The organism is Sphingomonas pituitosa NBRC 102491 (assembly GCF_001598435.1).
GTDB lineage: Bacteria > Pseudomonadota > Alphaproteobacteria > Sphingomonadales > Sphingomonadaceae > Sphingomonas > Sphingomonas pituitosa.
In genome coordinates, this window is record NZ_BCYY01000012.1 from 115,144 (window position 1) to 138,827 (window position 23,684).

Sequence of the window (23,684 nt, forward strand, 5' to 3'; positions counted from 1 at the left end):
CAACGGCCCAGTTTTCCCAGCGTTCCCAGACTGATGCGGATCAACTATTTGAAATAAAACTGTCTTGTCAGGCCTTCAGGATCAGGCCCCTGCGGTCCATCCACCAGCCCACCGCCCAGCACAGCATCGTGTAGGCGAAGGCGCACAGGAGCGAGCCCAGCGGGCCGGGCGCGACCATCTGGAAGATGCCCACGCCGGCCGCATCGTAGACGCCGCCATGGTCGCCCATGGGGATCATGCCCAGCACGGTCACGAACAGCTCGGAGAAGAGGTAGATCGCCAGCGGGTTGCGGCCGAGGATGGTGAAGAAGCGGGTGCCGCGCTTGAACCCGGCGACCTCGATCAGCCAGATCGCGCCGGCCAGCAGCACCAGGTCGATCCCGACGGTGAGCAGCACATAAGAGCTGGTCCACAGCTTCTTGGCGATCGGGAACCAGGGCGACCAGGCGAGCCCGGCCAGCACCAGCAGCACGCCGACCAGTGCCATGCGGCCGACGGTGCGGCGCAGGTCGCCGCCCTGCACGATGGCGAGCCCGGCCAGATAGCCGGCGATCACGTTGACGGTGGCGGGCAGGGTGCCGAGCAGCCCCTCGGGATCGAAGCCCGCATCCTTCTTGTAGAGATGCCCCGGGCCGAGCAGCCACAGATCGATCTGCGTGCCGATATTGGCGTATTTGTCGAACGCCAGGCCCGGCGGGCTGAAGGCGAGCAGGATCGTCCAATAGCCGAGCAGCATCGCGATGGCCGCGAGCAGCAGCTGGCGGGGCTTGAGCCAGCGGATCAGCAGCGCGGCCACCACATAGCAGAGCGCCAGCCGCTGCAGCACGCCCGGCACGCGGGTGAGCGCGAAGGGCTTGAGTTCCCACCCATTCGCGCCGTGCTCGATGAAGGGGAACCAGTACATCAGATAGCCGAGCACGAAGATGATCGCGCCGCGCTTGAACAGCCGGGCGAGGAAGGGCCCGGTCGGCACCGGCTTGCGGAAGGCGAAGCTCATCGCGTTGCCCATCGCGAACAGGAAGGTGGGGAACACCAGGTCCGCCAGGGTGAAGCCGAACCATTTGGCGTGGACCAGCTGGGGGTAGGGCGCGGCGCCCGGGCCCGAGGTATTGACCAGGATCATCAGGAAGATCGTCGCGCCGCGAAACACGTCGAGCGCCAGAAAGCGCGGCTTGCCGGCGAGTGCTGCGGCGGTGTTGGCCTGGGTTTCGGTCATCGGGCGTCGCTTTCTGCGAGGAGCGTGCGGGCAAGCGTTAGCGGCGCGACAGGGCGCTGGCGGGGCCACATCTTCCCGTCCTTGAGCCATTGGGCCTGCCAGTCGCGGATCGATGCGGCGGTGGCCTTGGCGTCGAACGGCGTATGGGCGGCGGCGGCGGCGCGCTGGGCGGCGAGGAAGCGCTGCCAGCGCGGCCAGTAATAGCCGGCATAGAGACCCTGCCAAGCGCGCGAGGCATAGTCGGAAAGGTGCCCGGTGCCGCCCCACACGGTCACCACCGCCTTGGCCTGCTCGACGAACGCCGCCTTCTCGGCGGGCGTGTCGCCATAGGCGGCGGCGTTGGTGAGCCAGCTGCCCAGCGTTTCCTGCTGGTTGCCGGCGAGCGCGTCGATGCCCTTGGCGAGCTTCTCCGCGGCGGCAGTCGCGTGGTCGCCGGTGGCGAGATCGCCGGCCTTGTAGGCGGCCACCGCAGTCTTCAGCCGGTCGTCCAGCCGCACGCTGGCATAATGGCGGACCAGATCGACCACGTCATAGGTGTAGAGCGGCTCGCCGCTGTGCTGGCCGGCCTGGGCTAGCAGCGCTTCGATCCCGGCCCGCAGCGCGACGGGATCGCCGGGGGCGGCGGGATAGTCCGCGCCGTCGAGGGTTGGCATCTTGAACAGCAGATAGGCGCCGGCCTGTTCGTGCCACCAGCGCGGCGTCCAGTAGCGGGTGGTGTAGGCACCCTGGATGGCCTTGTCCCACGCCGCAACCAGCGCGGGCGAGGTCTTGCCGTAGCGTGCCCTGGTATAGTCGCCCAGCCAAGCGTCGAGCGGGCGGGCCGCGCCCTTGGCGTCGATCTCGCCCCAGGCGAGGTCGTACGCATAGGCATAGGCGATGCTGTTGCTGTGCAGCCCTTCCGGAAACAGCCCGAAGCCGCGCATCCGGCCATGGCCGGGGTTGGCGAGCGCGGCGGTCATGTCGCTGCGGTAGAAATTCAGGTCGCCATAGGCGGGATTGCTGCCGCCGTAATTGTGGACATAGCCGTATGCCCAGCTCTTGCCGTAGAACGCCTTGGTCGCGTTCCAGATGCCGGGATAGCGATCATTGCCGATGTCGAGCACCAGCATGCGTTCGTCGGGCACCTTCGAGAGGAAGGCGGCGATGGCATCTGACGTCCAGAACGCCTTGTCAGCGCCGAACAGCCAGCCCTGCATCACCCAGGTCGCGTTCGGCGCGGCGGCGGTGATCGAGCGGTAGAGCCGTTCGCCATAGGCCGCTAGCCGGGCGTCGCGGACTTCCTTGGGGAGGGTGGCGGCGCGGGTGGCGGCGGTGTTGGCGATGGCGTCGCCGTACGTCGCGGCGCGGGCGTCGCTGCCGTCCTCGGCGATCGGTGGCACCATCTCGTTGAAGGCGTCGGCGAGGTAATAGTCGCCCGGCCCGTAGGTCGCGGTGTAGAGCTGGAGGAAGCGGGCGGCGAGCTTGGCGAACAACGGATCCGAAGGGTCGAGCCAATAGGTGCCCGGGAAGCCCTCCCATTGCCGCATCTGGTAGATCCTGGCCTCCGGGTGCGCCTTGGCGAACGCTTCGGGGACGTAGCCTGAAAAGGCCGGCAGGATCGGCTTCATGCCGAGCGACCGCATCCGGGCGAGGATCTGGCGTTGCAGGACGCGCTTCTTCTCGATCCAGTTGGCCGAGAGCGGCGCGCGATAGCCGGCGATGTTGCCCATGCGCTGCCAGGGCAGGAAAGGCGCGGCGGAAAGGCCGGCGGCGATCTGGGTGTCGCTCATGCCCTGCTCGCGCCACAGCGCGCGCCAGACATGTTCCTGCCCTTCCATCGCCAGCGGCGTGTCGACGCCGTGCGTGGCCATCCAGTCGATCTCGCGCTCCCAGCGCCCCCAGTTCCACCAGGGGGTGGTGTAGCCATAGGTGCAGGTGTTGAGGTACGTCCGCAGCGAGAAGGGCGAGGCGACCACGCCGCTGTCATAGCCGTCGCGGATCACCAGCGGGCGGGTGCGGACGCCCTCCCAGGAAACGAACAGGCTGCCCTGCCGGCCCAGCGTGCGGGCGGCACCCCGGACCAGTGCTACGGGCGAGGAGCCTTCGATGCGCAACCGCCCGGCGGCGGTGCGGGCGTGGAATTGCGGGGTAGTGCCGGGCACCAGCGCCAGGTCGATCTTGCGCGTATCGACCCCCAGGCGCGCCAGCACGGCGCGTGCGGCGGCGACATCGGATTGCGGTGCAGCGGCGATGGCAGGTGCTGCCGGGCGCGCGACGGCAGGAGCGCTGATCAAGAGGCCGGCCGCGACCGGGCCGAGAAAACGGAGACGGTGGGCGGCGAAATCGGCCAAGTCGGGAACTCCAATCAACGACATGGGTGGTGGCGGCGCCGTCGACGCGGCCTCGCCCCCACCGGTTATTCCAGGCAGGCGCATCGAGAGACCAGCCGCCTCCCCTCCAGTCCGTCATTCCGGCGAAAGCCGGAATCCATTGGCCACTCGGTTATCGCTCCTGCTGCTGCCGAGCGGCGACTGGATCCCGGCTTTCGCCGGGATGACGGTGGAAGGGCGAGGGCTGTGCTTATCGACAAGCCTTGAAGCTTACATCTTCAGCGTGGCCGAAAGGTAGAAGCTGCGGCCGTAGAAGCTGCTCTCCTGCCACACGGCGGGATCGCGGAAATAGGCCTGTTCGCGGCTGTTGTTGAGGTTGATCACCCCGGCCGCGAAGCTGAGCCAGCTGTTCGGCGAATAGCCGCCGCTCAGGTCGAACTGGGTGCGCCCCCGCACGACATGGCCTTCGCGGGCGAAGAAGCTGTCGGCGCTGTTCTGCTCATAGCTGCTGCGGTGGTTCACCGAGAGGCGGACGTTGAAATGTCCGTTCTCCCAATAGGGCGAGACGTTCCACGTCACCTTCGACAGGTTGCGGATGGTGTAGCCCGTGCCGATCGCCACCTTCTGCGGATAGACCCGCGTGAAGTTGGCGAGCAGGCCGAAGCCGTCGAGCGGCAGGATGCGATCGAACGACTGGTTCCAGCTGACCTCGAAGCCCTTCACCTTGATGGTGCTGGGATCGTTGAGCGTTTGGGTGATGTCGTAGATATTGCCGCGCGCATCGACGCAGTCGTTGCCTGCCGTGCTGAGCGCGGTGCCGTTGAACGACGTCGGGCAGATCAGGCGCGAGAAGGTGCCGTTCTTGATCCACTTGTAGAAGCCGTTCAGCGCGATCGTGCTCGACCGGGTGGGATACCATTCCACGCCCAGATCGAGCTGGTTGGCGGTCAGCGGCTTGAGGCCGGCCTGGCCGAGATCCACCGTGATCGTGCTGGTGTTCGCCGGGAAGGTGTTGGGCGAGCTGCTGGTGGTCTGCGCCATGGACGTGCTCGAATCCATGATCGGGCGCACCAGCACCTTTGCCGCGGCGAAGCGCACCTGCACCGTGCGGGTCGGCTCCAGCACCAGGTTCAGGCTGGGCAGGACGTTGTCGTAGCTCTGCTCGATCGCATAGTCGCCGACCTTGCGCTGCACTTCGGTGTAGCCGTCGGTGCGCGGCGCGGTGATGTTGCCCTGCACTTTCTGCTTGGTGTGCTCGTAGCGGACGCCGAGATTGCCGCGCAGCGTCATGCCACCGATCTCGGTGCCGATGTCCGCCATCGCATAGGCCGATGGCATGAAGCGATCGACGTGATAGCTGGCTTCCGGCGCGAAGATGTCCGGCACGGTGATGCCGGCTGCTGCCAGCGCCTTGTCGTACGCGCCGAGGTCCGGGCCGATCCAGGCGCCGGGGATACCCGAATCGCCGTTGAGGAAGCCACTGACGCCGTAATTGTTGGTCGCCATCGGCGGGAAGATCGGGCTGGAGGGGGCCGGCTGGTTGGCCAGCGCGATCATGTCGTGGCGGCTCACGTCGCGGCTGAAGATCTCGTGCCGGTACTTGGCGCCGACGCTGAACTTCGTGATCGGCCCGAGGCTGACTTCCTTGTACAGGTCCGCCTGGCCCGAGGTTTCGCTCGACGCCATCTTGCGGGTGGCGCCGTTCGGATATTCGTTCCGGGTGAGCGTCGAGGGCGTGTAGAGCGCGGTGCTCGAAAGATCGGTGCCGACGCTGTACTTCACCGAATCCGGGTTCGAGAAATCAATGGTCGCGGTGGGGATGTTCACCCCCAGGATCGCCGCGGCCTCGCGCTGATAGGTGCTGCCCTTGGTGTAGTTGAACACCGAACGCGCCGACCAGCCATTGTCGCCGGTCCACTTGCCCGACAGGGTATAGCCCTGGCTGACGAGGTTGCGGTCCTCGTGCTGGCGGTTGTTCTCCATCGTGAAATTGGTCGCGGTCGCCTTGGTGGCGACGCCGTTCACGACGTTGCTCGCCGCGATCCGCGCGGTGTTGAACAGGAACACCTGCTGGTTCACGTCATAGTCGGTGATGTCCTTGGCGTAGATCGCGCTGGCGTCGATCTCGATCCGATCGCTCGGGCGCCACTGCAGGCCGCCGCTGCCCATCAGCCGCTCGGTATCGCGGTCGATGCGGCGATAGCGCGGGCGACGCGGGACATAGACGGTCGCGCCGGCGGTCGTCCCGGTGGCCCAGCGGTCCATCCAGAAATAGTCGGCGCGGTCCTTCAGCTTCTGGTAGCCGAGGTTGACGTAGACGCCGAGCTTGCCGTCGGCGAGCTGGTCGACATAGCTGCCGCTGATCTTCGGCGTGATCTTGCCGCCGGCATATTCGGAATTCTGGCCCTTCACCGACAGGACCAGCTGGCGGTCCTTATAGTCGAGCGGCATCGTGGTCTGGATGTTGACCGTGCCCGAAAGGCCGCCGGCATCCATGTCGGCCGTCGGCGACTTGACCACCTGGATCGCGTTGGCGAGTTCGGTCTGGATGATGTCGTAGCGGAAGCCGTCGGTGAAGTCGGCGCTCTTGAAGGTCTGGCCGTTCACCGTGGTCAGCGCATATTGCGGGCCGAGGCCGCGGATGCTGATCGTCGCGCCGCGCCCGTTGATGTTCGACATCTGCACGCCCGAGATGCGCTGGATCGCCTCGGTGATGTTCTCGCTGGGGAACTTGCCCAGATCCTCGGCCGAGATACCGTCGGTGACGCGCGTGTCCCGGCGCTTGGCGTCGATGGCGTTGTCGATCGATGCGCGGATGCCGTTGACGACGATCTCGCCGTCTTCCTGGCTTGCGGCTGGGGTTTCGGTCTGCGCCTGCGCGGCAGTGGCCAGACCCAGCGCGGCCAGCCCGCCTGAGGCGAGGAGCATGCTTTTAGCAATCGTTCGCATCGGCACGCCAAGGCTGTGTAGTTTCGGCATTTTATACCCCCCAAGTGGTTGAACCCATTGTCCAATGCCGCGCCCGAGTCCTCCCGGGACATATTGTGTTCTGCTGGGTCGCGACAGGGGTATTGGTCGGTACCGGTCCTATTCTGTCAAGGCCAATTCAATACAAAAACAAATGGTGGTATTACCTCTTTGCCTGACAGCGCCCCCTATGGCCATGGCAAGTGCTTGTTTTCAGGACGCGAAAACGAGTGTCGCCGAACCGCAACAGGTTCGGCGAAACCGCTCTGTGGCACTGAAGTGGGTAGGTTCAGGCGATGCGGGGTGCGAGAATCCGCATCAGTGCTTCGCAGCCCGCTGCGTCGCCGGCGTCAAATCGCGCCGGAAGCGGGCTGTCGAGGTCGAGTACGCCCAGCAATGCGCCTTGGTGCACGATCGGTACTACCAATTCCGACCGGCTGGCCGCGTCGCAAGCGATGTGGCCCGGAAAGGCATGAACATCCTCCACCAGTTGCGTCTCGCGAGTCGCGGCCGCCGCGCCGCACACGCCCTTGCCGAACGGGATGCGGATGCACGCCGCCTTGCCCTGGAAGGGGCCGAGCACCAGCTCCTCCGCCACGTTGCGGTAGAAGCCGGCCCAGTTGAGATCGGGCAGATACTGGCCGATCAGCGCGGAGACGTTCGCCATGTTGGCGATGGGATCCGGCTCGTCGGCGGTCAGCGAATCGAGCGCGGCGGCGAGGTCGCGATAGAGCTCGGCCTTGGAATCTGCGGTGATGTCGAAGCTGTACATGGGCGCGATGTAGGGGATTGTGGGGCGGCGTGCGAGGGGGTCAGTCGAACGACACCTTGCCGCGCCCGGCCTTGATCGCCGAGCGGCCCTTCTTGGCATCCACCCGCCGCGCCTTCGCCGCCTTGCTCGGCTTGGTCTTGACCCGCTTCGCCTGGCGCTCGTGCGCCTTGTCGATCAGGTCGGAGAGGCGCTGGCGGGCATCGGTGCGGTTGGCGTCCTGGGTGCGATATTGCCGCGCGGTGATCAGCAGTTCGCCGGCCGAGGTCATCCGCGTGCCCGCCAGTTCCTTCAGCCGTTCATAGGCATGCGGAGCGAGCCCCAGCCGGAACACGTCCACCCGCAGCTGCACCGCGGTCGCGACCTTGTTGACGTTCTGCCCGCCCGGCCCCGTGGCGGCGAGGAACTTCTCCTCGACGATCGCGGCGTCGGGGATCTCAACCATGCGTGGGGCGGCCGAAGCCGATATGGTGGAAGCGCGCCGGCAGCGGCGCGTCGCCGTGGACGTCGGGCTTGCCGGGGCGCGGCACCGTGATCGACTGGGCGTGGAGCATCAGCGCCGGGCCACCGCTGCCGTAGACGGGGTCGCCGACGATCGGGATGCCGATGCCTTCCAGCGCGTGGACGCGGATCTGGTGGGTGCGGCCGGTCTCGGGATAGAAGGCGACCAGCGCGCGGCCGTCATGCACTTCCATCCGCTTCCAGCGGGTGCGCGCGGACTTGCCCTTGGGATCATGGGTCATCCGCCAGCCTTCCTCGATGCTGGAAATCTTGCCGAGCGGCAGGTCGATCTCGCCGCTCTCGGCCTCCGGCACGCCTTCGAGGATCGCGACATAGCGCTTGGTGACCTGACCGGCCTCGAACGCCTGGCCGAAGCGCTTCATCGCCTTGGGGTTGCGCGCCAGCAATAGGCAGCCGCTGGTATCACGGTCGAGCCGATGGACGGGGACGGGCGGACGCTGGAAGCCGAAGGTCAGCTGGTCGAGCAGATCCTCCAGGCTTTCGCTGCGGTCGCGCGGGCGATCGACGGGAAGGCCCGCCGGCTTGTCGATGATCAGCGCTTCGCCGTCGATGAAGAGTACCCGGTCCTTGAACATGGGCGGGATATAGCGATCGGCGCGCAATTCGCGAGCCCCGAAACGAAAACGGCCGGAGCAGGGGGAGCTCCGGCCGTCGTTGAGCGCGGCGCGATACGCTACGGGCGCGCGCTTCGGGGATTATGCCTTCAGCTTGGCCGCGGTCTCGGCGATGCGGCGGCCCTGGTAGCGGGCGCCGTCCAGCTCGACCGCGCTCGGCAGGCGGCTGCCGTCGCCGTCGGCGATCGTGCTCGCGCCATAGGGCGTGCCGCCCTTCACCTCATCGACGCCAGCCTGGCCCTGATAGCCATAGTCGAGGCCGACGATGGTCATGCCGAAGTGCAGCAGGTTGGTGATGATCGAGAACAGCGTGGTCTCCTGGCCGCCATGCTGCGAGGCGGTGGAGGTGAACGCGCCGCCGACCTTGCCGTTCAGCTGGCCCTGGAACCACACGCCGCCGGCCTTGTCCCAGAACGCCGCCATCTGGCTGGCCATGCGCCCGAAGCGGGTCGGGCTGCCGACGATGATGCCGTCATACTGGGCGAGCTGGTTGACGTCGTCGAGCACCGGGTGGCTCTCGTCGACGCGGAAGCCGGCGGCCTGCGCGACTTCGAACGGCGCGGTCTCGGCGACGCGGCGGACGTCGACGGTCGCGCCGGCGCTGCGGGCACCCTCGGCGACGGCGTCGGCCATCTGCGCGATGTGGCCGTAGGACGAGTAATAGAGAACGAGGATCTTGGTCATGGCAATGGTCCTGTCGTGAAAAGGATCGGGGGCCTGCCGCCCCCCGGGAAAAGCTTACTCGGCGTCGACGAGCACGATCTCGGCGTCTTCGAGCGCGGTGATCGTCACGGTCTGGCCACCGGTCAGCGCTGCACCATCGCGGGCGTCGATGCGATCATCCGCAAGGCTGATCGACCCAACCGCCGGTACAAGATAGGCGTGCCGACCCTCTCCCACGGTATAGGATACGCTCTCGCCCGCCTTCAGCGTGGCGCCCAGTACGCGGGCGTCGGCGCGGATCGGCAGCGCGTCCTTGTCGTCGGCGAACCCCGAGGCGAGCGTGACGAACCGGCCCGAACGATCGCCCTTGGGGAAGGGCTTGGCGCCCCAGCTCGGCTGGCCGCCGGCCTCGCGCGGCAGGATCCAGATCTGGAAGATCCGGGTCGTTTCCGGCTCGAGGTTGTATTCCGCGTGGCGCACGCCGGTGCCGGCGCTCATCACCTGCACGTCGCCCGCTTCGGTCCGGCCCTTGTTGCCCATCGAGTCCTGGTGGGTGATCGCCCCAGCGCGGACATAGGTGATGATTTCCATGTTCTGGTGCGGATGCGGCGGAAAGCCCGAATTGGCCGCGATTTCGTCGTCGTTCCACACCCGGATCGCACCCCAGCCCATGCGGGACGGATCGTGATAGTCGGCGAAACTGAAATGATGCTTGGCCTTGAGCCAGCCGTGATCGGCACCGCCCAGGCTTTCGAAACTGCGTTTGTCGATCATCGCTGATCTCCCATGTGTTGCTGCCAAGATAGGGATCGGTATCGGCGCGTAAACGGAAACGTTGGAAACTGATCGTTTCATGATATGGCTTCGCCCGAGCAGGAGGCGCGGGGATGAAGCTACCGGATTTCGAGGCATGGGCGGTGTTTGCCAGCGTGGTCGAGCATCGCTCGTTCAGCGGCGCGGCGGTGGCGCTGGGCGTCTCCAAGGCGACGGTTTCCAAGGCGATCACCCGGCTGGAGGAACGGCTGGCCACCGCGCTGTTCCACCGCACCTCGCGCCGGCTGACGCTTACCGACAGCGGCCAGCAGCTCGCCGAACACGCCCAGCGGATCCTCGACGACGGCCAGGCGGCCGAGGAAGCGGCGTTCGAGAGCGCAAGCGCGCCCTCGGGCGTGGTGCGGCTGGCGGCGCCGCTCACCTTCGGCTCCCGCCACCTCTCCGGCCTGATCGCCGAGTTCATGACCGCGCATCCCCAGATCAAGGTGGAACTCACCCTGTCCGATGCGTTCGTCGACATCGTCGGCGAGGGGATCGACGTGGCGATCCGCATCGCCGAGCTGCCGGACAGTTCGCTGCGCGCGCGGCGGCTGGGGCCGGTGAACATCCATGTCGTCGCGGCGCCGGGCTATTTCGAGCGGATGGGGCGCCCGCAGCACCCGGCGGACCTCGCCCGGCACGCCTGCTTCGTCTACACCAACACCGCGACACCCGGCGTCTGGCGTTTCAAGAAGGCGGGCGGCGAGGAGGCCGCGGTGCGCGTCGACGGCCCGTTGCGCACCGACAATGGCGAGGCGATGCTGCCGGCGTTGCGCGCAGGCCTTGGTGTCGCGCGCTTGCCCGGCTTTCTGGTCGATGCGGAAATCGCTGCCGGTCGCCTGGAGGTGGCGCTGGCCGACTGGGTGGCGGGATCGGTGGGCCTCCACCTCGTCACGCCCCCGGGATCGCGACGGCCGGTGCGCGTGGAAGCGCTGATCGAATTTTTGACGGAGCGGTTGCGCAGCATCTGCGTTCGGGCTGGGTGAAGCGCCTCGTTCCCGATGATGCCGACGCACGGTTCATCCGCCGCGTCCTGATCCTGCTTACCGTCGGCGGGGTGGTGGTGGCGCTGGTGCGCGCCGCCGATCTGCTGATTCTCACCTTCGGCGCGGTGCTGGGGGCGGTGGTGATCCGCGCCATCGCCGATCGCCTCGTCCAGCTCGGCGTGCCGAAGCGCTGGTCCGTGGTCGGATCGATGCTGACGGTGGTGGCGGCGATCGGCTTCCTCGTCTGGCTGTTCGCGGTGCAGTTCGGCCCGCAGGTGGAAGCACTGGTCCGCTCGATCCCGCAGCTGGTGGTGCGGCTGAAGGAATGGGCGCAGGGCAGCCCCGTCGCCGCCAAGCTCTACGATGCCGCCGAAGCCGCCTTCGCCGGATCGCGGGTGGCGCGCGATGCGAGCGGATTCGCGCTGGGATCGTTCGAGCTGTTCCTCAATGCGTTGCTGCTGCTGGTCGGCGCGCTGTTCATGGCGGCCGATCCCGGCGTGTATCTGCGCGGGCTGCTGTTGCTCGTGCCCAAGGGCGATACGCGCGACTCGGTAGCCGATGCACTTGCCGACGTCGGCACCACGCTACGGCTGTGGCTGCGCACCCAGCTGATCCTGATGACCAGCATGGGATTGCTCGTCGGGGCAGGGCTGTGGATTGCCGGGGTGCCGTCGCCGGCCGCTTTGGGGCTGCTGGCGGGCCTCAGCGAGTTCATCCCCTATGTCGGCCCCGCCGCGGCGATGCTGCCGGCGCTGGGCCTTGCCGCCACCGGCGGATCGGGGGCGCTGATCGGCTGCCTCCTCGTCTTCGCGGGCGTTCGGGTCATCCAGACCAACTTCCTTACCCCCTTCGTGCAGAGCCGCGTCATCTCCATCCCGCCGGCGGTCACGCTGTTCGCGATCATCGGCATCGGCTTCGTGTTCGGCCTGTTCGGCCTGTTCTTCTCCGCGGCGCTGCTGGTGGTGATATTCACGCTGGTGCGCAGCCTGTATCTGCGGGAGGTTCTTGGCGAGAATATCGACGTAAGACCCCAGGATTCCCCGGATAAGGCCGAACCCGGTGCGTAGATTCCACAGGGCTTGCGGAACCGCCCGACTTACGAGAAATTAACCTTTCGGCTTCATTGACGCTTAGGTTAATGAAGCGTCCAGCGCGTCGAGCATCGGGGCTCCGTCGTGTGGTGTGGACAGGGGAACCGGCAATGCGCGTGCTGCTGATCGAAGACGAGCCTAGCACAGCCAAGGCGATCGAACTGATCCTTTCGGGCGAAGGGTTCAACGTCTACACGACCGACCTCGGCGAGGAAGGTTTGGACCTCGCGAAGCTGTATGATTACGACATCATCCTGCTCGACCTGAACCTGCCGGACATGCACGGCTATGACGTGCTGAAGAAGGTGCGTACCGCGCGGGTGCAGACCCCGGTGCTGATCCTCTCCGGCATCAGCGAGATGGATTCGAAGGTCCGCTCGTTCGGCTTCGGCGCCGACGATTACGTCACCAAGCCGTTCCACCGCGAAGAGCTGGTCGCCCGCATCCACGCCGTGGTGCGCCGCTCGAAGGGCCATTCGCAGTCGGTGATCCGCACCGGCAAGCTGGCGGTGAACCTGGACGCCAAGACCGTCGAGGTCGATGGCGCCCGCGTGCACCTGACCGGCAAGGAATATGCGATGCTGGAGCTGCTTTCGCTCCGCAAGGGCACCACGCTGACCAAGGAGATGTTCCTCAACCATCTCTATGGCGGCATGGACGAGCCCGAACTCAAGATCATCGACGTCTTCATCTGCAAGCTGCGCAAGAAGCTCAGCATGGCGTGCGAGGGCGACAATTATATCGAGACCGTCTGGGGCCGCGGCTATGTGCTGCGCGAGCCCGACGAGGCGATGCAGGCGGACACGCAGGTCGCCTGATCCCGGATTGCCTGTCAGGATTAGAAAAGCCGTCGTCACACCCGAAGTGACGGCGGCTTTTTCGTTTCGGCGGCGCTGTTCGGAAGGGCCCGGATCGTGCAAATGCGCTGCATGACGAACCCCGGCGACCAAGCCGCCCCGCCGAGCGGCTTCAGCATCTCCGCGCGCCTGAACAGCTTCCGCTATGCCGTTCGCGGTCTGCGCTGGCTGATCCGGGAAGAACATAATGCCCGGGTGCATCTGGCCGCTTCGGTTCTGGCGGTGGGCGCCGGACTGGTGCTGCGGCTGCCGGCGCCGGACTGGCGCTGGCTGATCGTCGCGATCGCGCTGGTTTGGCTGGCAGAGGCGTTCAACACCGCAATCGAAGACATTTGCGACCGGATTTGCCCGGAGTTCGATCCCGCGATCGGGCGCATCAAGGATCTTGCGGCCGGGGGCGTGCTGGTAGCGTCGCTCGCCGCGGCGGGAATCGGACTATTCACGCTGGGCCCGCCGCTGCTGAAGCTGCTGCATTAAAGCCATTTCCCCTGCTAGGCAGGGGCCTTTCTTGCTTCAACGCCCGCGCGCGGCGGCGTGATGCTCGGCGCGGGCGAGCAGCGCCAGCAGGTCCTCGCGGCTGACGTCGAACGCTTCGCCCGCCTCCGCCAGCGCTGCGTCGATATCCTCGGGCAGCAGCCCCGGTGCAGGCGGGGTGGGCAGTGCGCGGTGGGGGTAGCTGTGGCCGGTGAAACGGTGGGCCGCCAGCCCGCACAGCGTCAGCAGTACGGCATTCACACCGATCGGCAGCAGAACGAAGCTAAGGCCCTGGCTCAGTACCGCAGGTGCCAGTACCGGCAGCAGCACCGTCCCGCCGCCGGGCGGATGCAGGCTGCGGGTGAGCGACATGACCGCAATCGCCAGCCCCACGGCCACGCCCGCCGCCAGTGCGCCGTGCCCGAGCCAAAGCGCCACGCCCCAGCCGACCAGCGCCGAGATCACGTTGCCCCCGATCACCCGCCAGGGTTGGGCCAGCGGGCTCGACGGCACCGCGAACACCAGCACTGCCGAGGCACCGATCGGCGCGGCGAGCAGGATCGCGGTCGTGCGATCGAATCCCGCCAGCGCCGATACCCAGGCCGTCACCCCGATCCCGATCGCGCCGCCCAGCGCCGCGCCAATCCGGTCGCGCCACTGCGCGCCGGCCATCACCAAGCGGAACATCGGCTTACGGCTTCGCCCCCCAGGCGCGGCGTCCGCCCACCCAGGTCTCGACCACCTTGGTGGCGCGCAGCTCGGCGGGGGAGGCGGTCAGCGGATCGCGGTCGAGGATCAGGAAATCGGCCCACAGGCCCGGCGCCAGCCGCCCGATCTTGTCGTCGGCGAAGCCCGCATAGGCGGCGCCGATAGTGAAGCCCGCCCAGCCTTCCTCTCGCGTCAGCTTCTCCTCGGGGCGCCAGCCGCCCGGCGGGTTGCCGGCCGCGTCCTGCCGGGTGAAGCTCGCCGCCCAGCCGGCCCAGGGGTCGGGACTCTCGACCGGATAGTCGGAGCCGAAGGCGATCCGCGTCCCGCCCTGCAGCATCGTCCGCCAGGCATAGGCGCCGGCCAGCCGGTCCGGCCCCAGCCGCGCCTCGGCCATCGTCCGGTCGCTGGTCTGGTGGACCGGCTGCATCGAGGCGATCGCGCCCAGCTTGGCGAAGCGCGGCAGGTCCTTGGGATCGATGATCTGGGCATGTTCGATGCGCCAGCGGCGATCGCCCTTGTAGGTTTCGGACAGGATCTCGATCGCGTCCAGCACCTGTTGGTTGGCGCGGTCGCCGATCGCGTGGACGGCGAGCTGGAAATTGTCCATCGCGCCGCGCGCCATCAGGTTGAGCAGCTGGTCGTCGCTGAGGAAGCCCAGCCCCTTGTTGCCCGGCGCATCGGCATAGTCCGCCTTGAGCCATGCCCCGCGCGAGCCGAGCGCACCATCGGCATAGAGCTTGATGCCGCCCATCCGCAGCCGATCACCATAGAGCCAAGGCGTCGGCCCGGCACCCGCCACCCGCAGCGCGGTGTCGACGCCATGGGCATAGCTCAGAATGCGCAGATGCAGCTGGCCGATATCGGCCATGCCGCGCATCGTCTCCCAGTCGTCGACCGTGGTGCCCATGTCGGCGGTGGCGGTGATGCCGAGCGAGAGCAGCTTCTGCTGTGCAGCCAGGAACGCGGCATTGCGTTCGCGCGGGGTCGGCTGCGGCACCACGCGCTGCACCAGCTCGGTCGCGGCGTCGACCAGCACGCCGGTGGGGCGGCCGTTCGCGTCGCGTTCGATGCGGCCGCCGGCAGGGTCCTTGGTCGCAGCGGTGACGCCGGCGAGTTCGAGTGCCTTGCTGTTCGCCCAGCCGGCATGGCCGTCGACCCGCTCCAGCCACACCGGCCGGTCGCTCACCGCGCGATCGAGATCGGCGGCGGTGGGGAAGCGGCCGAGTTTCCACGCTTCCTGGTTCCAGCCGCGGCCGAGCACCCATTTCGCGCGGCTCTTGCCCGCATAGTCGCCGATGCGGGCGAGCGCGTCGTCGAGGCTGGTGGTGGCCGAGAGGTCGAGCTGGAGCTGCTGGAAGCCGAGGCCCATGAAATGGCCATGCGCGTCGATCATCCCCGGCACGATCGTCGCGCCCTTCAGGTCGAGCCGCCAGACCAGCTTCTTCGGCCGCTTCTGGCCTTTGGCGTAGATCGCCACGACCTTGCCGTACGGATCGATCTGCAGCGCCTCGAAGCGCACCACCGCGCCCTTGGCGTCGAGCGTGATGCCATTGACATTGTCAACGATTCCATCGGCCTGGGCGGCGGGCGCGAGCAGCAGGGCGGTGGCGGCGGCAAGCCGCTTGAGGCGCGTGAACATGGGTGCGAGGCATAGGGCCTGTTCCCCTGCCGCGCCAGATGGTCTAGGCGGGAAGCCTATGGCTACCAAAGCAGCAAACGCGCCCGCTTCGCTCCCCGTGTCCATCGCCGATGTTCGGGCCGCAGCGGAGCGAATTTCGGGCGCGGTGGTGCGCACGCCGACGCTGCACAGCCGCACGCTCTCGCAGCTGACCGGCGCGAACGTGTATCTGAAGTTCGAGAATCTCCAGTTCACCGCTGCCTATAAGGAGCGCGGCGCGCTCAACACGCTGCTCCAGCTTGATGCGGAAGCGCGGTCCAAGGGCGTGATCGCAGCCTCGGCCGGCAACCATGCGCAGGGCCTTGCCTATCATGCGACCCGGCTGGGCATCCCCAGCACGATCGTGATGCCCAAGAACACCCCGATCGTGAAGGTGACGCAGACCGAAGGGCACGGCGCCAATGTCGTGCTCCACGGCGAGACGTTCGACGCCGCCTACCAGCATTCGCGCGAGCTGGAGGCGGAGTGCGGCTATACCTTCATCCACCCGTTCGACGATCCGCGCGTGATCGCCGGACAGGGCACGGCGACGCTGGAGCTGCTGGAAGACGTGCCGGGCATCGATACGCTGGTCGTGCCGATCGGCGGCGGCGGGCTGATCTCGGGCGCGGCGGTGGTCGCCAAGGCGCAGGACCGGCCGATCGAGGTGCTGGGCGTGCAGGCCGAGCTCTACCCCTCGATGTACAACCGTATCCACCATACCGAGATGCCGTGCGCGGGTGACACGCTGGCTGAGGGCATCGCGGTGAAATATCCGGGCAGCGTTACCGCGCAGATCGTCGAGGCGCTGGTCGACGACATCGTGCTGGTCGGCGAGCGCCGGCTGGAGGAAGCGGTGAGTCTGCTGCTCCAGATCGAGAAGACGGTGGTGGAAGGGGCAGGGGCTGCCGGCCTCGCCGCGCTGCTGTCCGAGCCAGAGCGCTTCAAGGGCAAGACCGTCGGCACCATCCTGTGCGGCGGCAATATCGACACGCGGCTGCTCGCCAACGTGCTGCTGCGCGACCTTGCCCGGTCGGGCCGGCTCGCGCGGCTGCGCATCCGGCTGCAGGACCGTCCGGGCGCGCTGTTCCATGTCGCGCGAATCTTCCACGAGCAGGGCGTGAACATCATCGAGGTGTATCACCAGCGCGTGTTCACTTCGCTGCCCGCCAAGGGCCTGATCACCGACATCGAGTGCGAGACGCGCGACCGCAACCATCTCGACCGGCTGATCACCGCGCTGCGCCGGGCGCAGTATGAAGTGAGCATGGTCGAGCTGGCCTGATGCGTACGCTGTTCTCGACCCTGCTCTACCAGCAGCCGCTGGGCGACGCCGCCCTGATCGCGGAGCTGGAGACCTCGTGCCTGCAACTGGCCGAGGACGACGGCGCCGGGCGCCGCTGGTGCCGCGAGAATCACTATCGCGGCTATACCAGCTATGCCTCGCTCGACGACCTGCCGATCCGCGATCCCGCCTTTGCGGACCTGAAGCGGCTGCTCGACCGCCATGTGGCCAAGTTCGCCGAGGCCTGCGCCTTCGACCTGGGCGGGCGCAAGCTCAAGCTCGACAGCCTGTGGGTCAATGTGCTCGACGGGAAAGGCGGGCACGGCGCGCACATCCACCCGCACAGCGTGGTCTCGGGCACCGTCTATGTGGCGCTGCCGCCGGGCGCGCGCGGGCTCAAGCTGGAGGATCCGCGGCTGGCGATGATGATGGCCGCACCGACGCGCCTGCCGGATGCGCCGGAATCGCTCCAGCCCTTCATCGAAGTGGTGCCGGAGGTCGGCACGGTGCTGCTGTGGGAAAGCTGGCTGCGCCACGAAGTCCCGCCGGGGGCGGCCAGGGACAAGCGGATCAGCGTGAGCTTCAACTATCGCTGGTAGCGGCTCCGAGCGCCGCGACCTGCATGACGGGCCGCGCGGGCTTGGCGTGATGCGGCGCAGCGGCGTGTGCGACGAACGCCACGCAGGTGCCGAGCGCGGCACCGATGAGTAGACAACGCGAAATAGCCATGGACGGACTCCTCGAACGACACAGGATCCACAGTCCATTATAGTGAACGCGGCGCTTACCCTGGTACCCCCCGCGCTTTTACGGAGCCCGCAGGTGACGTTTGCCCGGATCGTGCCTATGTTGCGGGCCAATGGCTAAGAACAGAACAAGCGCAGGGTTGCCGACGCGGCAGCAGATTCTCGATTTCATCGCATCCTCGGACACGCCCGCCGGCAAGCGCGAGATCGCCAAGGCGTTCGGGCTGAGCGCGCAGGACAAGATCCTGCTCAAGGCGCTGCTGAAGGACATGAGCGACGAGGGGCTGATCGATGTCGCCCCCGGCCGCGCCTTCCACAAGATGGGCGGGCTGCCCAAGGTGACCGTGCTGCGGATCACCGATGCCGATGGCGACACGACCTGGGCGGTGCCCGAGCGCTGGGAGGCGGAACATGTCCCCGCGCCCCGGCTGCGGGTGCGCGAGATGCGCGGCAAGCGCTCGGCGCTGGGCGTGGGCGATCGCATCCTCGCGCGCACCGAAGAGGCCGGCAACGGCTGGATCGCGCATCCGATGAAGACGCTTGCCCGCGGCGAGGAACTGATGCTCGGCGTGCTGCACGAAGAGGGCGGCAAGCTCTGGCTGCAAGGCGTCGAGAAGAAGGAACGGCGCAGCTGGCCGGTCTCCGACGCCGGCGGTGCCGAGGCCGGTGACCTGGTGCTGGCCGAAAAGGCCGGCCGTCCGCCGCGGATCACCGCGCGGGTGGTGGAGCGGCTGGGCGATCCGTTCGCACCGCGCAGCTTTTCGCTGATCGCGATCCACCGCCACGGCATTCCCAACGTGTTTTCCGAGGAGTTGCTCGAAGAGGCTGAGCGGATCGCGCAGCAGCCGCTGGGCAATGACCGCGAGGATCTGCGCCATTTGCCGATCGTCGCGATCGATCCCGCCGATGCGCGCGACCATGACGATGCCGTCTGGGCGACCCCCGACGACGATCCCGCCAACGAGGGCGGCTGGAAGGCGATCGTGGCGATCGCCGACGTGTCCTTCTACGTGCGCCCCGGATCGGAGCTCGACCGCGAGGCGCGCAAGCGCGGCAACTCGGTCTATTTCCCCGATCGCGTCGTGCCGATGCTGCCCGAGGTGCTGTCGGCGGACGTATGCTCGCTGAAGGAAGACGTCGATCGCGCCGCGCTCGCCTGCCATCTGCAGGTGACCAAAAGCGGCGCGCTCAAGAGCTGGCGCTTCACCCGCGCGGTGGTGCGGCTGGCGGCGAACATCGCCTATGAGGATGCGCAGGCGGCGATCGACGGCGACCTCGACAATCCGCTGACCGAAACCGCGCTGCGCCCCCTCTGGGATTGCTGGCACGCGCTCAACGCCGCGCGCGACAAGCGCGAGCCGCTCGACCTCGACCTGCCCGAGCGCCGCATCGTGCTCGACGAGAAGGGCCGCATCCTCTCGGTCGCGCCGCGCGAGCGGCTCGATGCGCACAAGCTGATCGAGGACTATATGATCGCCGCCAACGTCGCCGCCGCCAAGGCGCTGGAGGCGAAGAAGACGCCGGTAATGTACCGCATCCACGAGCCGCCGGCGCGCGAGAAGCTCACCGCGCTGAAGGAGTATCTCAAGACCTTCGAGATCGAGTTCGCGCTCGGCCAGGTGGTCCGCCCGGCGACGTTCAACCGCATCCTTGATCGCGTGGGCGAGGAGGATTTCCGTCCGCAGGTCATGGAGCAGGTGCTGCGCACCCAGACCCAGGCCTATTACGGCCCCGAGAATGTCGGCCATTTCGGCCTGGCGCTCGGCTCCTATGCGCACTTCACCTCGCCGATCCGCCGCTATGCCGATCTGATCGTGCACCGCGCACTGGTCGATGCCTATCGGCTGGGGCCGGGCGGGCTGACGGCGGAAGAGTCCGGCAGCATGGACCGGATCGGCCAGTCGATCAGCCAGCTCGAACGCCGCGCGATGGAAGCCGAGCGCGAGACGATCGACCGCTATGTCGCCGCCTATCTCGCCGCGCATGTCGGGGAGATCATGCCGGCGCGGATCACCGGCGTGCAGAATTTCGGCTTCTTCGCGACTGTCGAGGGTATCGGCGGCGACGGGCTGGTCGCCGCGCGCGATCTGGGCGCCGAATATTTCCACTATGACGAGGCCGGCAAGCGGCTGGTCGGCGAGCATAGCGGCGAGGAATTCACCCTTGGCCAGCGGATCGAGCTGCGGCTGGTGGAGGCGAACCCCGTCTCCGGCGCGCTGCGCTTCGAGCTGCCCGACGGCAAGGGATCGGCGGGCGGCCCGCAGCGGACCGGCCGGCCGGGCAAGGGCGCACCCAAGCGCGTGATCCACCGGCGAGGCCGCCCGGGCAATATCCGCCACCAGGGCCGCAAGCGCTGAGGCGAGGCGCTGCCGGGCTATTCGTCTGGCAGCGCTGTCCAAAATCAGTGCAAAGGCGGAACGGGCGCGCTACAAGCTGTCACAGAGAGCATGTTGCAATGCCGGAATGATACGCGTCAGCGAAGGAGTGAGAATGTCCAGCCGTCCGACGATCAAGGAAGTGTCGAAGATCGCCGGCGTGTCGTTCAAGACCGTATCCCGCGTGCTCAACAACGAAAAGCATGTCAGCGAAGAGACGCGGCGGCGCGTCGAGGAAGTGGTCGCGCAGCTCAATTTCCGGCCGAGCCACGCCGCGCGCACGCTGGCCGGGCGGCGCTCGTTCCAGGTGGCGCTGCTCTACGACAATCCCAGTCCCTATTACGTGTTCCACATCCAGGCGGGCGCGCTGGAGCGCTGCCACGAGCTGGGCTACCGCCTGCTGATGCAGCCGCTGGAGAGCGGATCGCGCGATCTGGTGCCGGACGTGCTGGCGCTGGTCGACGAGGCGCATCTCGACGGGCTGATCCTGTCGCCGCCACTTACCGAGATGCCCGAGCTGATCGAGGCACTGGACAAGCGCAAGCTTCCCTATGTCCGCATCGCGCCGGGTCTCCGGAAGGATCACGGGCTCGCGACGACGATGGACGACGTTGCGGCCGCGCGGGAGATCACCCGGCACCTCATCGACCTGGGCCATCGCGCCATCGCCTTTCTGCGCGGGCCCGAAAGCCATGTGTCGTCGGCCGATCGTCTCGCCGGCTACCGGCAGGAACTGGAAGCGCACGGCATTCCCTTCGATCCGGCGCTCGTCATCGCGGGCGACTATAGCTTCCACTCGGGCGGGGCCGCGGCGCGGGTGCTGTTCGCGCGGGAACCGCGGCCGACCGCGATCTTCGCCGGCAATGACGACATGGCTGCCGGTGCGCTGGCGGCGGCGCACGAGGCCGATATCGCCGTGCCGGAGGCGCTGTCGATCGCCGGCTTCGACGATTCCGATCTCGCCCGGGCGGTGTGGCCGCCGCTCACCACCATCCGCCAGCCGGTGCGCGAACTCGCTTATGCCGCCGCGGACCTGATGCTGGCGGGCACCGCGATCACGCCGCAGGTGATGCTCGACCATGAGCTGAAGGTCCGGGCGACCACGGGGCCGGCACCCAAGGCCTGATCCCGTCATGCATATCCTCCCCCGCCAGCGGGAGGATATGCACGCTACCCATCCCGCCTCGGGACGCCGTTAACCATGTTACTTGCTGGTCGAAATCGTAAACGGCGCGTTAACCTCCTGCCATGCAGCAGCCGTTTGCCCTTCGCGGCGTCCGTCGCCATCCGTTTCGCCGTCACGTGCGGCAGGTTATCGCCCGCCAGCGCAAGGCGAGCGAAGACGGCGACGTGAAGCTCTTCGCGCTGAGCTTCACGGCCTTTTTCGTCTGCTTCTACACGTTCCTGCTATAGGCTCTGGTCAGTCGGGCAGATGTCGCGCCCGCGCGGCACGTCGCCTTCCTTGTGCAGCTTGCGCGCGCACCAGGCCGAAGCCAGCGCCAGCGCCGCCACCACCCACAGCGAGTCTTCGACATTGATGCCCGGGATCCGGGTGAAGCCGAAGATGCCCACCGACCCCAGCACCATCGCGCCCGAATTGACGACGTTGTTCGCCGCCACGGTCCGCGCGGTCTGCGATTTCTCGACGGTGGTGGTGAGAAAGGCGTAGAGCGGCACCACGAACATGCCGCCGGTGGTGGCGATCATGATCAGGTCCCCCAGCGCGTGCCACGCCGCGGGCATCTGGACGAAGTCCATGGTCTTGAGCAGCGGGCCTTCGTGGACCGGCCAGTATTTGGCGGTGAAGTGGAAGTCGACGACGAACGCCGTCATCGCCAGCACCGAGGGCACGCAATAGCGCGCCGAGACATTGCCCTTCAGCAGCTTGTTGATGATCACCGACCCGATCGCGATGCCGATCGAGAAGATGCCGAGGAACACGCTCGCCACGTCCTTCTGGGCGTGGAACACGTTCTTGACGAGCGGCGGGAACAGCACCCCCAGCACCGCCGCGATCGACCAGAACACGCTGATCGAGAGGATCGCCAGGAACAGCCGGCGGATGTGCATCGTCGCCGAGATCAGCCGGTGCGAGGCGCGGAAGATGTTGAGGTCGATCTCCAGATGCGTGAGCGGCGGGGCCGGCGGGATCTGGAGCGAGGCCACCCAGCCGATCAGCGCCACGCCGACCACGGCGAAGGCGGCGGCATGGGCGCTGATCAGGCCACCCGCGATGGTGCCGCACAGAATCGCGACATAGGTGCCCGCCTCGATCATGCCGGTGCCGCCCAGCACATCGTCCTCGGCCAAGTGCTGCGGCAGTACCGCATATTTGATCGGCCCGAAGAAGGTGGAATGCACCCCCATGCCGACCAGCGCGACCAGCATCAGCGGCAGGCTCTTGAGGAAGATGCCCGCGGCGCCGACGAGCATGATGCCCACTTCGGCCGCCTTGATGATCCGCATGATCTTGGCCTTGTCATGCGTATCGGCGAGCTGCCCCGCCAGCGCGGAGAAGAGGAAGAAGGGCAGGATGAAGATGCCGGTGGCGATCGCGCTGAACTGCGTCTCCTGCTCCACCGAATTGAAAATCTGGTAGGTCGCGAAAAAGATCATCGCGTTCTTGAAGAGGTTGTCGTTGAACGCTCCCAGGAACTGCGTGATGAAAAGGGGCAGGAACCGGCGCTCCTTCATGAGCCCGAGCGCACCGATCATTCGATAAAAGCTCCCCTGGTGCGGTATTCCGCATGGTGAAGGGGCGGCATACCGGGGGGCGGGCGCGGCTTCAATCGATTAATCCGGACGGAGGGGAACGGGTGGTGAACATGGCAAGGGAAGAGGCGGTAGAGGCGATCGCGGTGCCGGCGGGGCTGGCGAAGGCGGTCGCCGGAAAGTCCTGGTTTCGCGACCGGGTGGGGGAATCCGGGTGCGCGGTGTATCGGCTGAGCCAGGCGGTGGCGGAAGACCTCTACCTCAAGACGGCGGACGCCGAGACGCTCGGCGATCTGGTCGACGAGATGGTCCGGCTGCGCTGGCTGTCGGGGCATCTGCCGGTGCCGCCGCTGCACGGCTTCGGGCTGGAGGGCGACGGTGGCTGGATGCTCACCGGGCGCTTGCCGGGGCGCACTGCCTATCAGCTGCTGGAAGCGGATCCCGCGGCTGCGACGGTGCTGGCGGCTTCGCTCGCGCGCTTTCTTCGCCGGCTGCACGCGCTGCCGGTCGAGCGCTGCCCGTTCAATGCCGATCACGCGTTGCGGCTCTCGGCGGCGCAGGACCGGATGGACGCGGGGCTGGTCGACGAAGACGATTTCGACGACTCCCGCCAGGGCCGATCGGCCCGCCAGGTGTGGGACGAGATGCTCGACGGTCTCCCTTCGCATTTCGATCGCGTGGTGACGCATGGCGACTTCTCGCTCGATAATCTCTTCATCCTCGACGGCGAGGTCGTCGGTTGCATTGATCTGGGACGGGTGGGTGTCGCCGATCCGTGGCAGGACCTCGCCATTCTCTGGCACAGCCTGGCCGAGTTCGGCGAAGCGCCGGCCGCGGCGATGCTGGAGGCCTATGGCGTCGCACTGGATCCCGTGCGGCTGGACTTTCATCTCCGGCTCGACGAATTCTTCTGACGGTGC

General features: G+C 67.2%; 22 protein-coding genes. 10 read left to right on the forward strand and 12 right to left on the reverse strand.

Annotated elements, in window-relative coordinates:
- Positions 1-67: 67 nt before the first annotated feature.
- The 8 genes from SPI01S_RS11415 to SPI01S_RS11450 all read right to left on the reverse strand — a co-directional run bounded on the left by SPI01S_RS11415 (position 68) and on the right by SPI01S_RS11450 (position 9,834).
- On the reverse strand, positions 68-1,216 hold the full coding sequence (locus SPI01S_RS11415; protein WP_066722226.1) for an acyltransferase family protein: 1,149 nt from the start codon (positions 1,214-1,216) through the stop codon (positions 68-70).
- Complete coding sequence (locus SPI01S_RS11420) at positions 1,213-3,546, reverse strand: alpha-N-acetylglucosaminidase (RefSeq protein ID WP_066722227.1); 2,334 nt, start codon at positions 3,544-3,546, stop codon at positions 1,213-1,215. Before SPI01S_RS11420 ends, SPI01S_RS11415 begins: the two co-directional genes overlap by 4 nt.
- Before the next feature lie 249 nt (positions 3,547-3,795).
- Positions 3,796-6,453, reverse strand: a complete 2,658-nt coding sequence (locus SPI01S_RS11425; protein WP_245653563.1) for a TonB-dependent receptor — start codon at positions 6,451-6,453, stop codon at positions 3,796-3,798.
- A 328-nt stretch (positions 6,454-6,781) separates the two neighbouring features.
- Positions 6,782-7,264: a free L-methionine (R)-S-oxide reductase MsrC gene (gene msrC, locus SPI01S_RS11430; protein WP_066722231.1), complete on the reverse strand. Its 483-nt coding sequence runs from the start codon at positions 7,262-7,264 to the stop codon at positions 6,782-6,784.
- Between the two features lie 40 nt (positions 7,265-7,304).
- The gene (gene arfB, locus SPI01S_RS11435) at positions 7,305-7,706 is read right to left on the reverse strand and encodes an alternative ribosome rescue aminoacyl-tRNA hydrolase ArfB (protein WP_066722233.1); all 402 of its coding nucleotides are present in this window, start codon (positions 7,704-7,706) and stop codon (positions 7,305-7,307) included.
- Positions 7,699-8,358, reverse strand: coding sequence for an RluA family pseudouridine synthase (locus tag SPI01S_RS11440; protein WP_066722307.1), 660 nt, complete (start codon positions 8,356-8,358; stop codon positions 7,699-7,701). The genes arfB and SPI01S_RS11440 overlap by 8 nt, the downstream gene beginning before the upstream one ends.
- A 120-nt stretch (positions 8,359-8,478) precedes the next feature.
- Positions 8,479-9,081 (reverse strand): NAD(P)H:quinone oxidoreductase, encoded by a 603-nt coding sequence (gene wrbA / locus SPI01S_RS11445; RefSeq protein ID WP_066722234.1) that lies wholly within the window; start codon positions 9,079-9,081, stop codon positions 8,479-8,481.
- Positions 9,082-9,135: 54 nt separating this feature from the next.
- Positions 9,136-9,834, reverse strand: coding sequence for a pirin family protein (locus SPI01S_RS11450; protein ID WP_066722236.1), 699 nt, complete (start codon positions 9,832-9,834; stop codon positions 9,136-9,138).
- A 113-nt stretch (positions 9,835-9,947) separates the two neighbouring features.
- Here SPI01S_RS11450 and SPI01S_RS11455 point away from each other — a divergent pair, with 113 nt between their 5' ends.
- The 4 genes from SPI01S_RS11455 (at position 9,948) to SPI01S_RS11470 (ending at position 13,284) form a co-directional block, all read left to right on the forward strand.
- Complete coding sequence (locus SPI01S_RS11455) at positions 9,948-10,859, forward strand: LysR family transcriptional regulator (protein ID WP_066722238.1); 912 nt, start codon at positions 9,948-9,950, stop codon at positions 10,857-10,859.
- Positions 10,856-11,926, forward strand: coding sequence for an AI-2E family transporter (locus SPI01S_RS11460; protein WP_066722240.1), 1,071 nt, complete (start codon positions 10,856-10,858; stop codon positions 11,924-11,926). Before SPI01S_RS11455 ends, SPI01S_RS11460 begins: the two co-directional genes overlap by 4 nt.
- A 134-nt stretch (positions 11,927-12,060) precedes the next feature.
- Positions 12,061-12,768, forward strand: a complete 708-nt coding sequence (gene ctrA / locus SPI01S_RS11465; RefSeq protein WP_066722241.1) for a response regulator transcription factor CtrA — start codon at positions 12,061-12,063, stop codon at positions 12,766-12,768.
- A gap of 102 nt (positions 12,769-12,870) precedes the next feature.
- Positions 12,871-13,284 carry a diacylglycerol kinase family protein gene (locus SPI01S_RS11470; protein ID WP_245653564.1) on the forward strand — a complete coding sequence of 138 codons (414 nt, stop codon included), beginning with the start codon at positions 12,871-12,873 and terminating at the stop codon, positions 13,282-13,284.
- A gap of 36 nt (positions 13,285-13,320) precedes the next feature.
- Here SPI01S_RS11470 and SPI01S_RS11475 read toward each other — a convergent pair whose 3' ends face one another.
- A complete protein-coding gene (locus SPI01S_RS11475) occupies positions 13,321-13,968 on the reverse strand; it encodes an HPP family protein (RefSeq protein WP_066722242.1) in 648 nt (215 codons plus the stop codon).
- Between the two features lie 4 nt (positions 13,969-13,972).
- Positions 13,973-15,628, reverse strand: a complete 1,656-nt coding sequence (locus SPI01S_RS11480) for an amidohydrolase (protein ID WP_066722243.1) — start codon at positions 15,626-15,628, stop codon at positions 13,973-13,975.
- 58 nt (positions 15,629-15,686) lie between these two features.
- Between SPI01S_RS11480 and SPI01S_RS11485 the strand changes: the two genes are divergently transcribed.
- Positions 15,687-16,931 (forward strand): threonine ammonia-lyase, encoded by a 1,245-nt coding sequence (locus tag SPI01S_RS11485; RefSeq protein ID WP_066722244.1) that lies wholly within the window; start codon positions 15,687-15,689, stop codon positions 16,929-16,931.
- Positions 16,931-17,530: a TIGR02466 family protein gene (locus SPI01S_RS11490; protein WP_066722245.1), complete on the forward strand. Its 600-nt coding sequence runs from the start codon at positions 16,931-16,933 to the stop codon at positions 17,528-17,530. The genes SPI01S_RS11485 and SPI01S_RS11490 overlap by 1 nt, the downstream gene beginning before the upstream one ends.
- Here the strand turns inward: SPI01S_RS11490 and SPI01S_RS22270 are convergent.
- Complete coding sequence (locus SPI01S_RS22270; RefSeq protein WP_157084656.1) at positions 17,514-17,660, reverse strand: hypothetical protein; 147 nt, start codon at positions 17,658-17,660, stop codon at positions 17,514-17,516. The genes SPI01S_RS11490 and SPI01S_RS22270 overlap by 17 nt on opposite strands.
- 130 nt (positions 17,661-17,790) lie before the next feature.
- On the opposite strand from SPI01S_RS22270, the gene rnr reads away from it, so the two are divergent.
- The 3 genes from rnr (at position 17,791) to SPI01S_RS22890 (ending at position 21,465) form a co-directional block, all read left to right on the forward strand.
- Positions 17,791-20,034: a ribonuclease R gene (rnr, locus tag SPI01S_RS11495; protein ID WP_066722247.1), complete on the forward strand. Its 2,244-nt coding sequence runs from the start codon at positions 17,791-17,793 to the stop codon at positions 20,032-20,034.
- Between the two features lie 133 nt (positions 20,035-20,167).
- Positions 20,168-21,178 carry a LacI family DNA-binding transcriptional regulator gene (locus SPI01S_RS11500; RefSeq protein WP_066722248.1) on the forward strand — a complete coding sequence of 337 codons (1,011 nt, stop codon included), beginning with the start codon at positions 20,168-20,170 and terminating at the stop codon, positions 21,176-21,178.
- A 122-nt stretch (positions 21,179-21,300) separates the two neighbouring features.
- The gene (locus SPI01S_RS22890) at positions 21,301-21,465 is read left to right on the forward strand and encodes a hypothetical protein (protein WP_218017601.1); all 165 of its coding nucleotides are present in this window, start codon (positions 21,301-21,303) and stop codon (positions 21,463-21,465) included.
- Here the strand turns inward: SPI01S_RS22890 and SPI01S_RS11505 are convergent.
- Positions 21,460-22,767, reverse strand: coding sequence for an MFS transporter (locus SPI01S_RS11505; RefSeq protein WP_066722250.1), 1,308 nt, complete (start codon positions 22,765-22,767; stop codon positions 21,460-21,462). The genes SPI01S_RS22890 and SPI01S_RS11505 overlap by 6 nt on opposite strands.
- 110 nt (positions 22,768-22,877) lie before the next feature.
- Here SPI01S_RS11505 and SPI01S_RS11510 point away from each other — a divergent pair, with 110 nt between their 5' ends.
- Positions 22,878-23,678 (forward strand): APH(3') family aminoglycoside O-phosphotransferase, encoded by an 801-nt coding sequence (locus SPI01S_RS11510; protein WP_066722314.1) that lies wholly within the window; start codon positions 22,878-22,880, stop codon positions 23,676-23,678.
- Positions 23,679-23,684 lie beyond the last annotated feature (6 nt).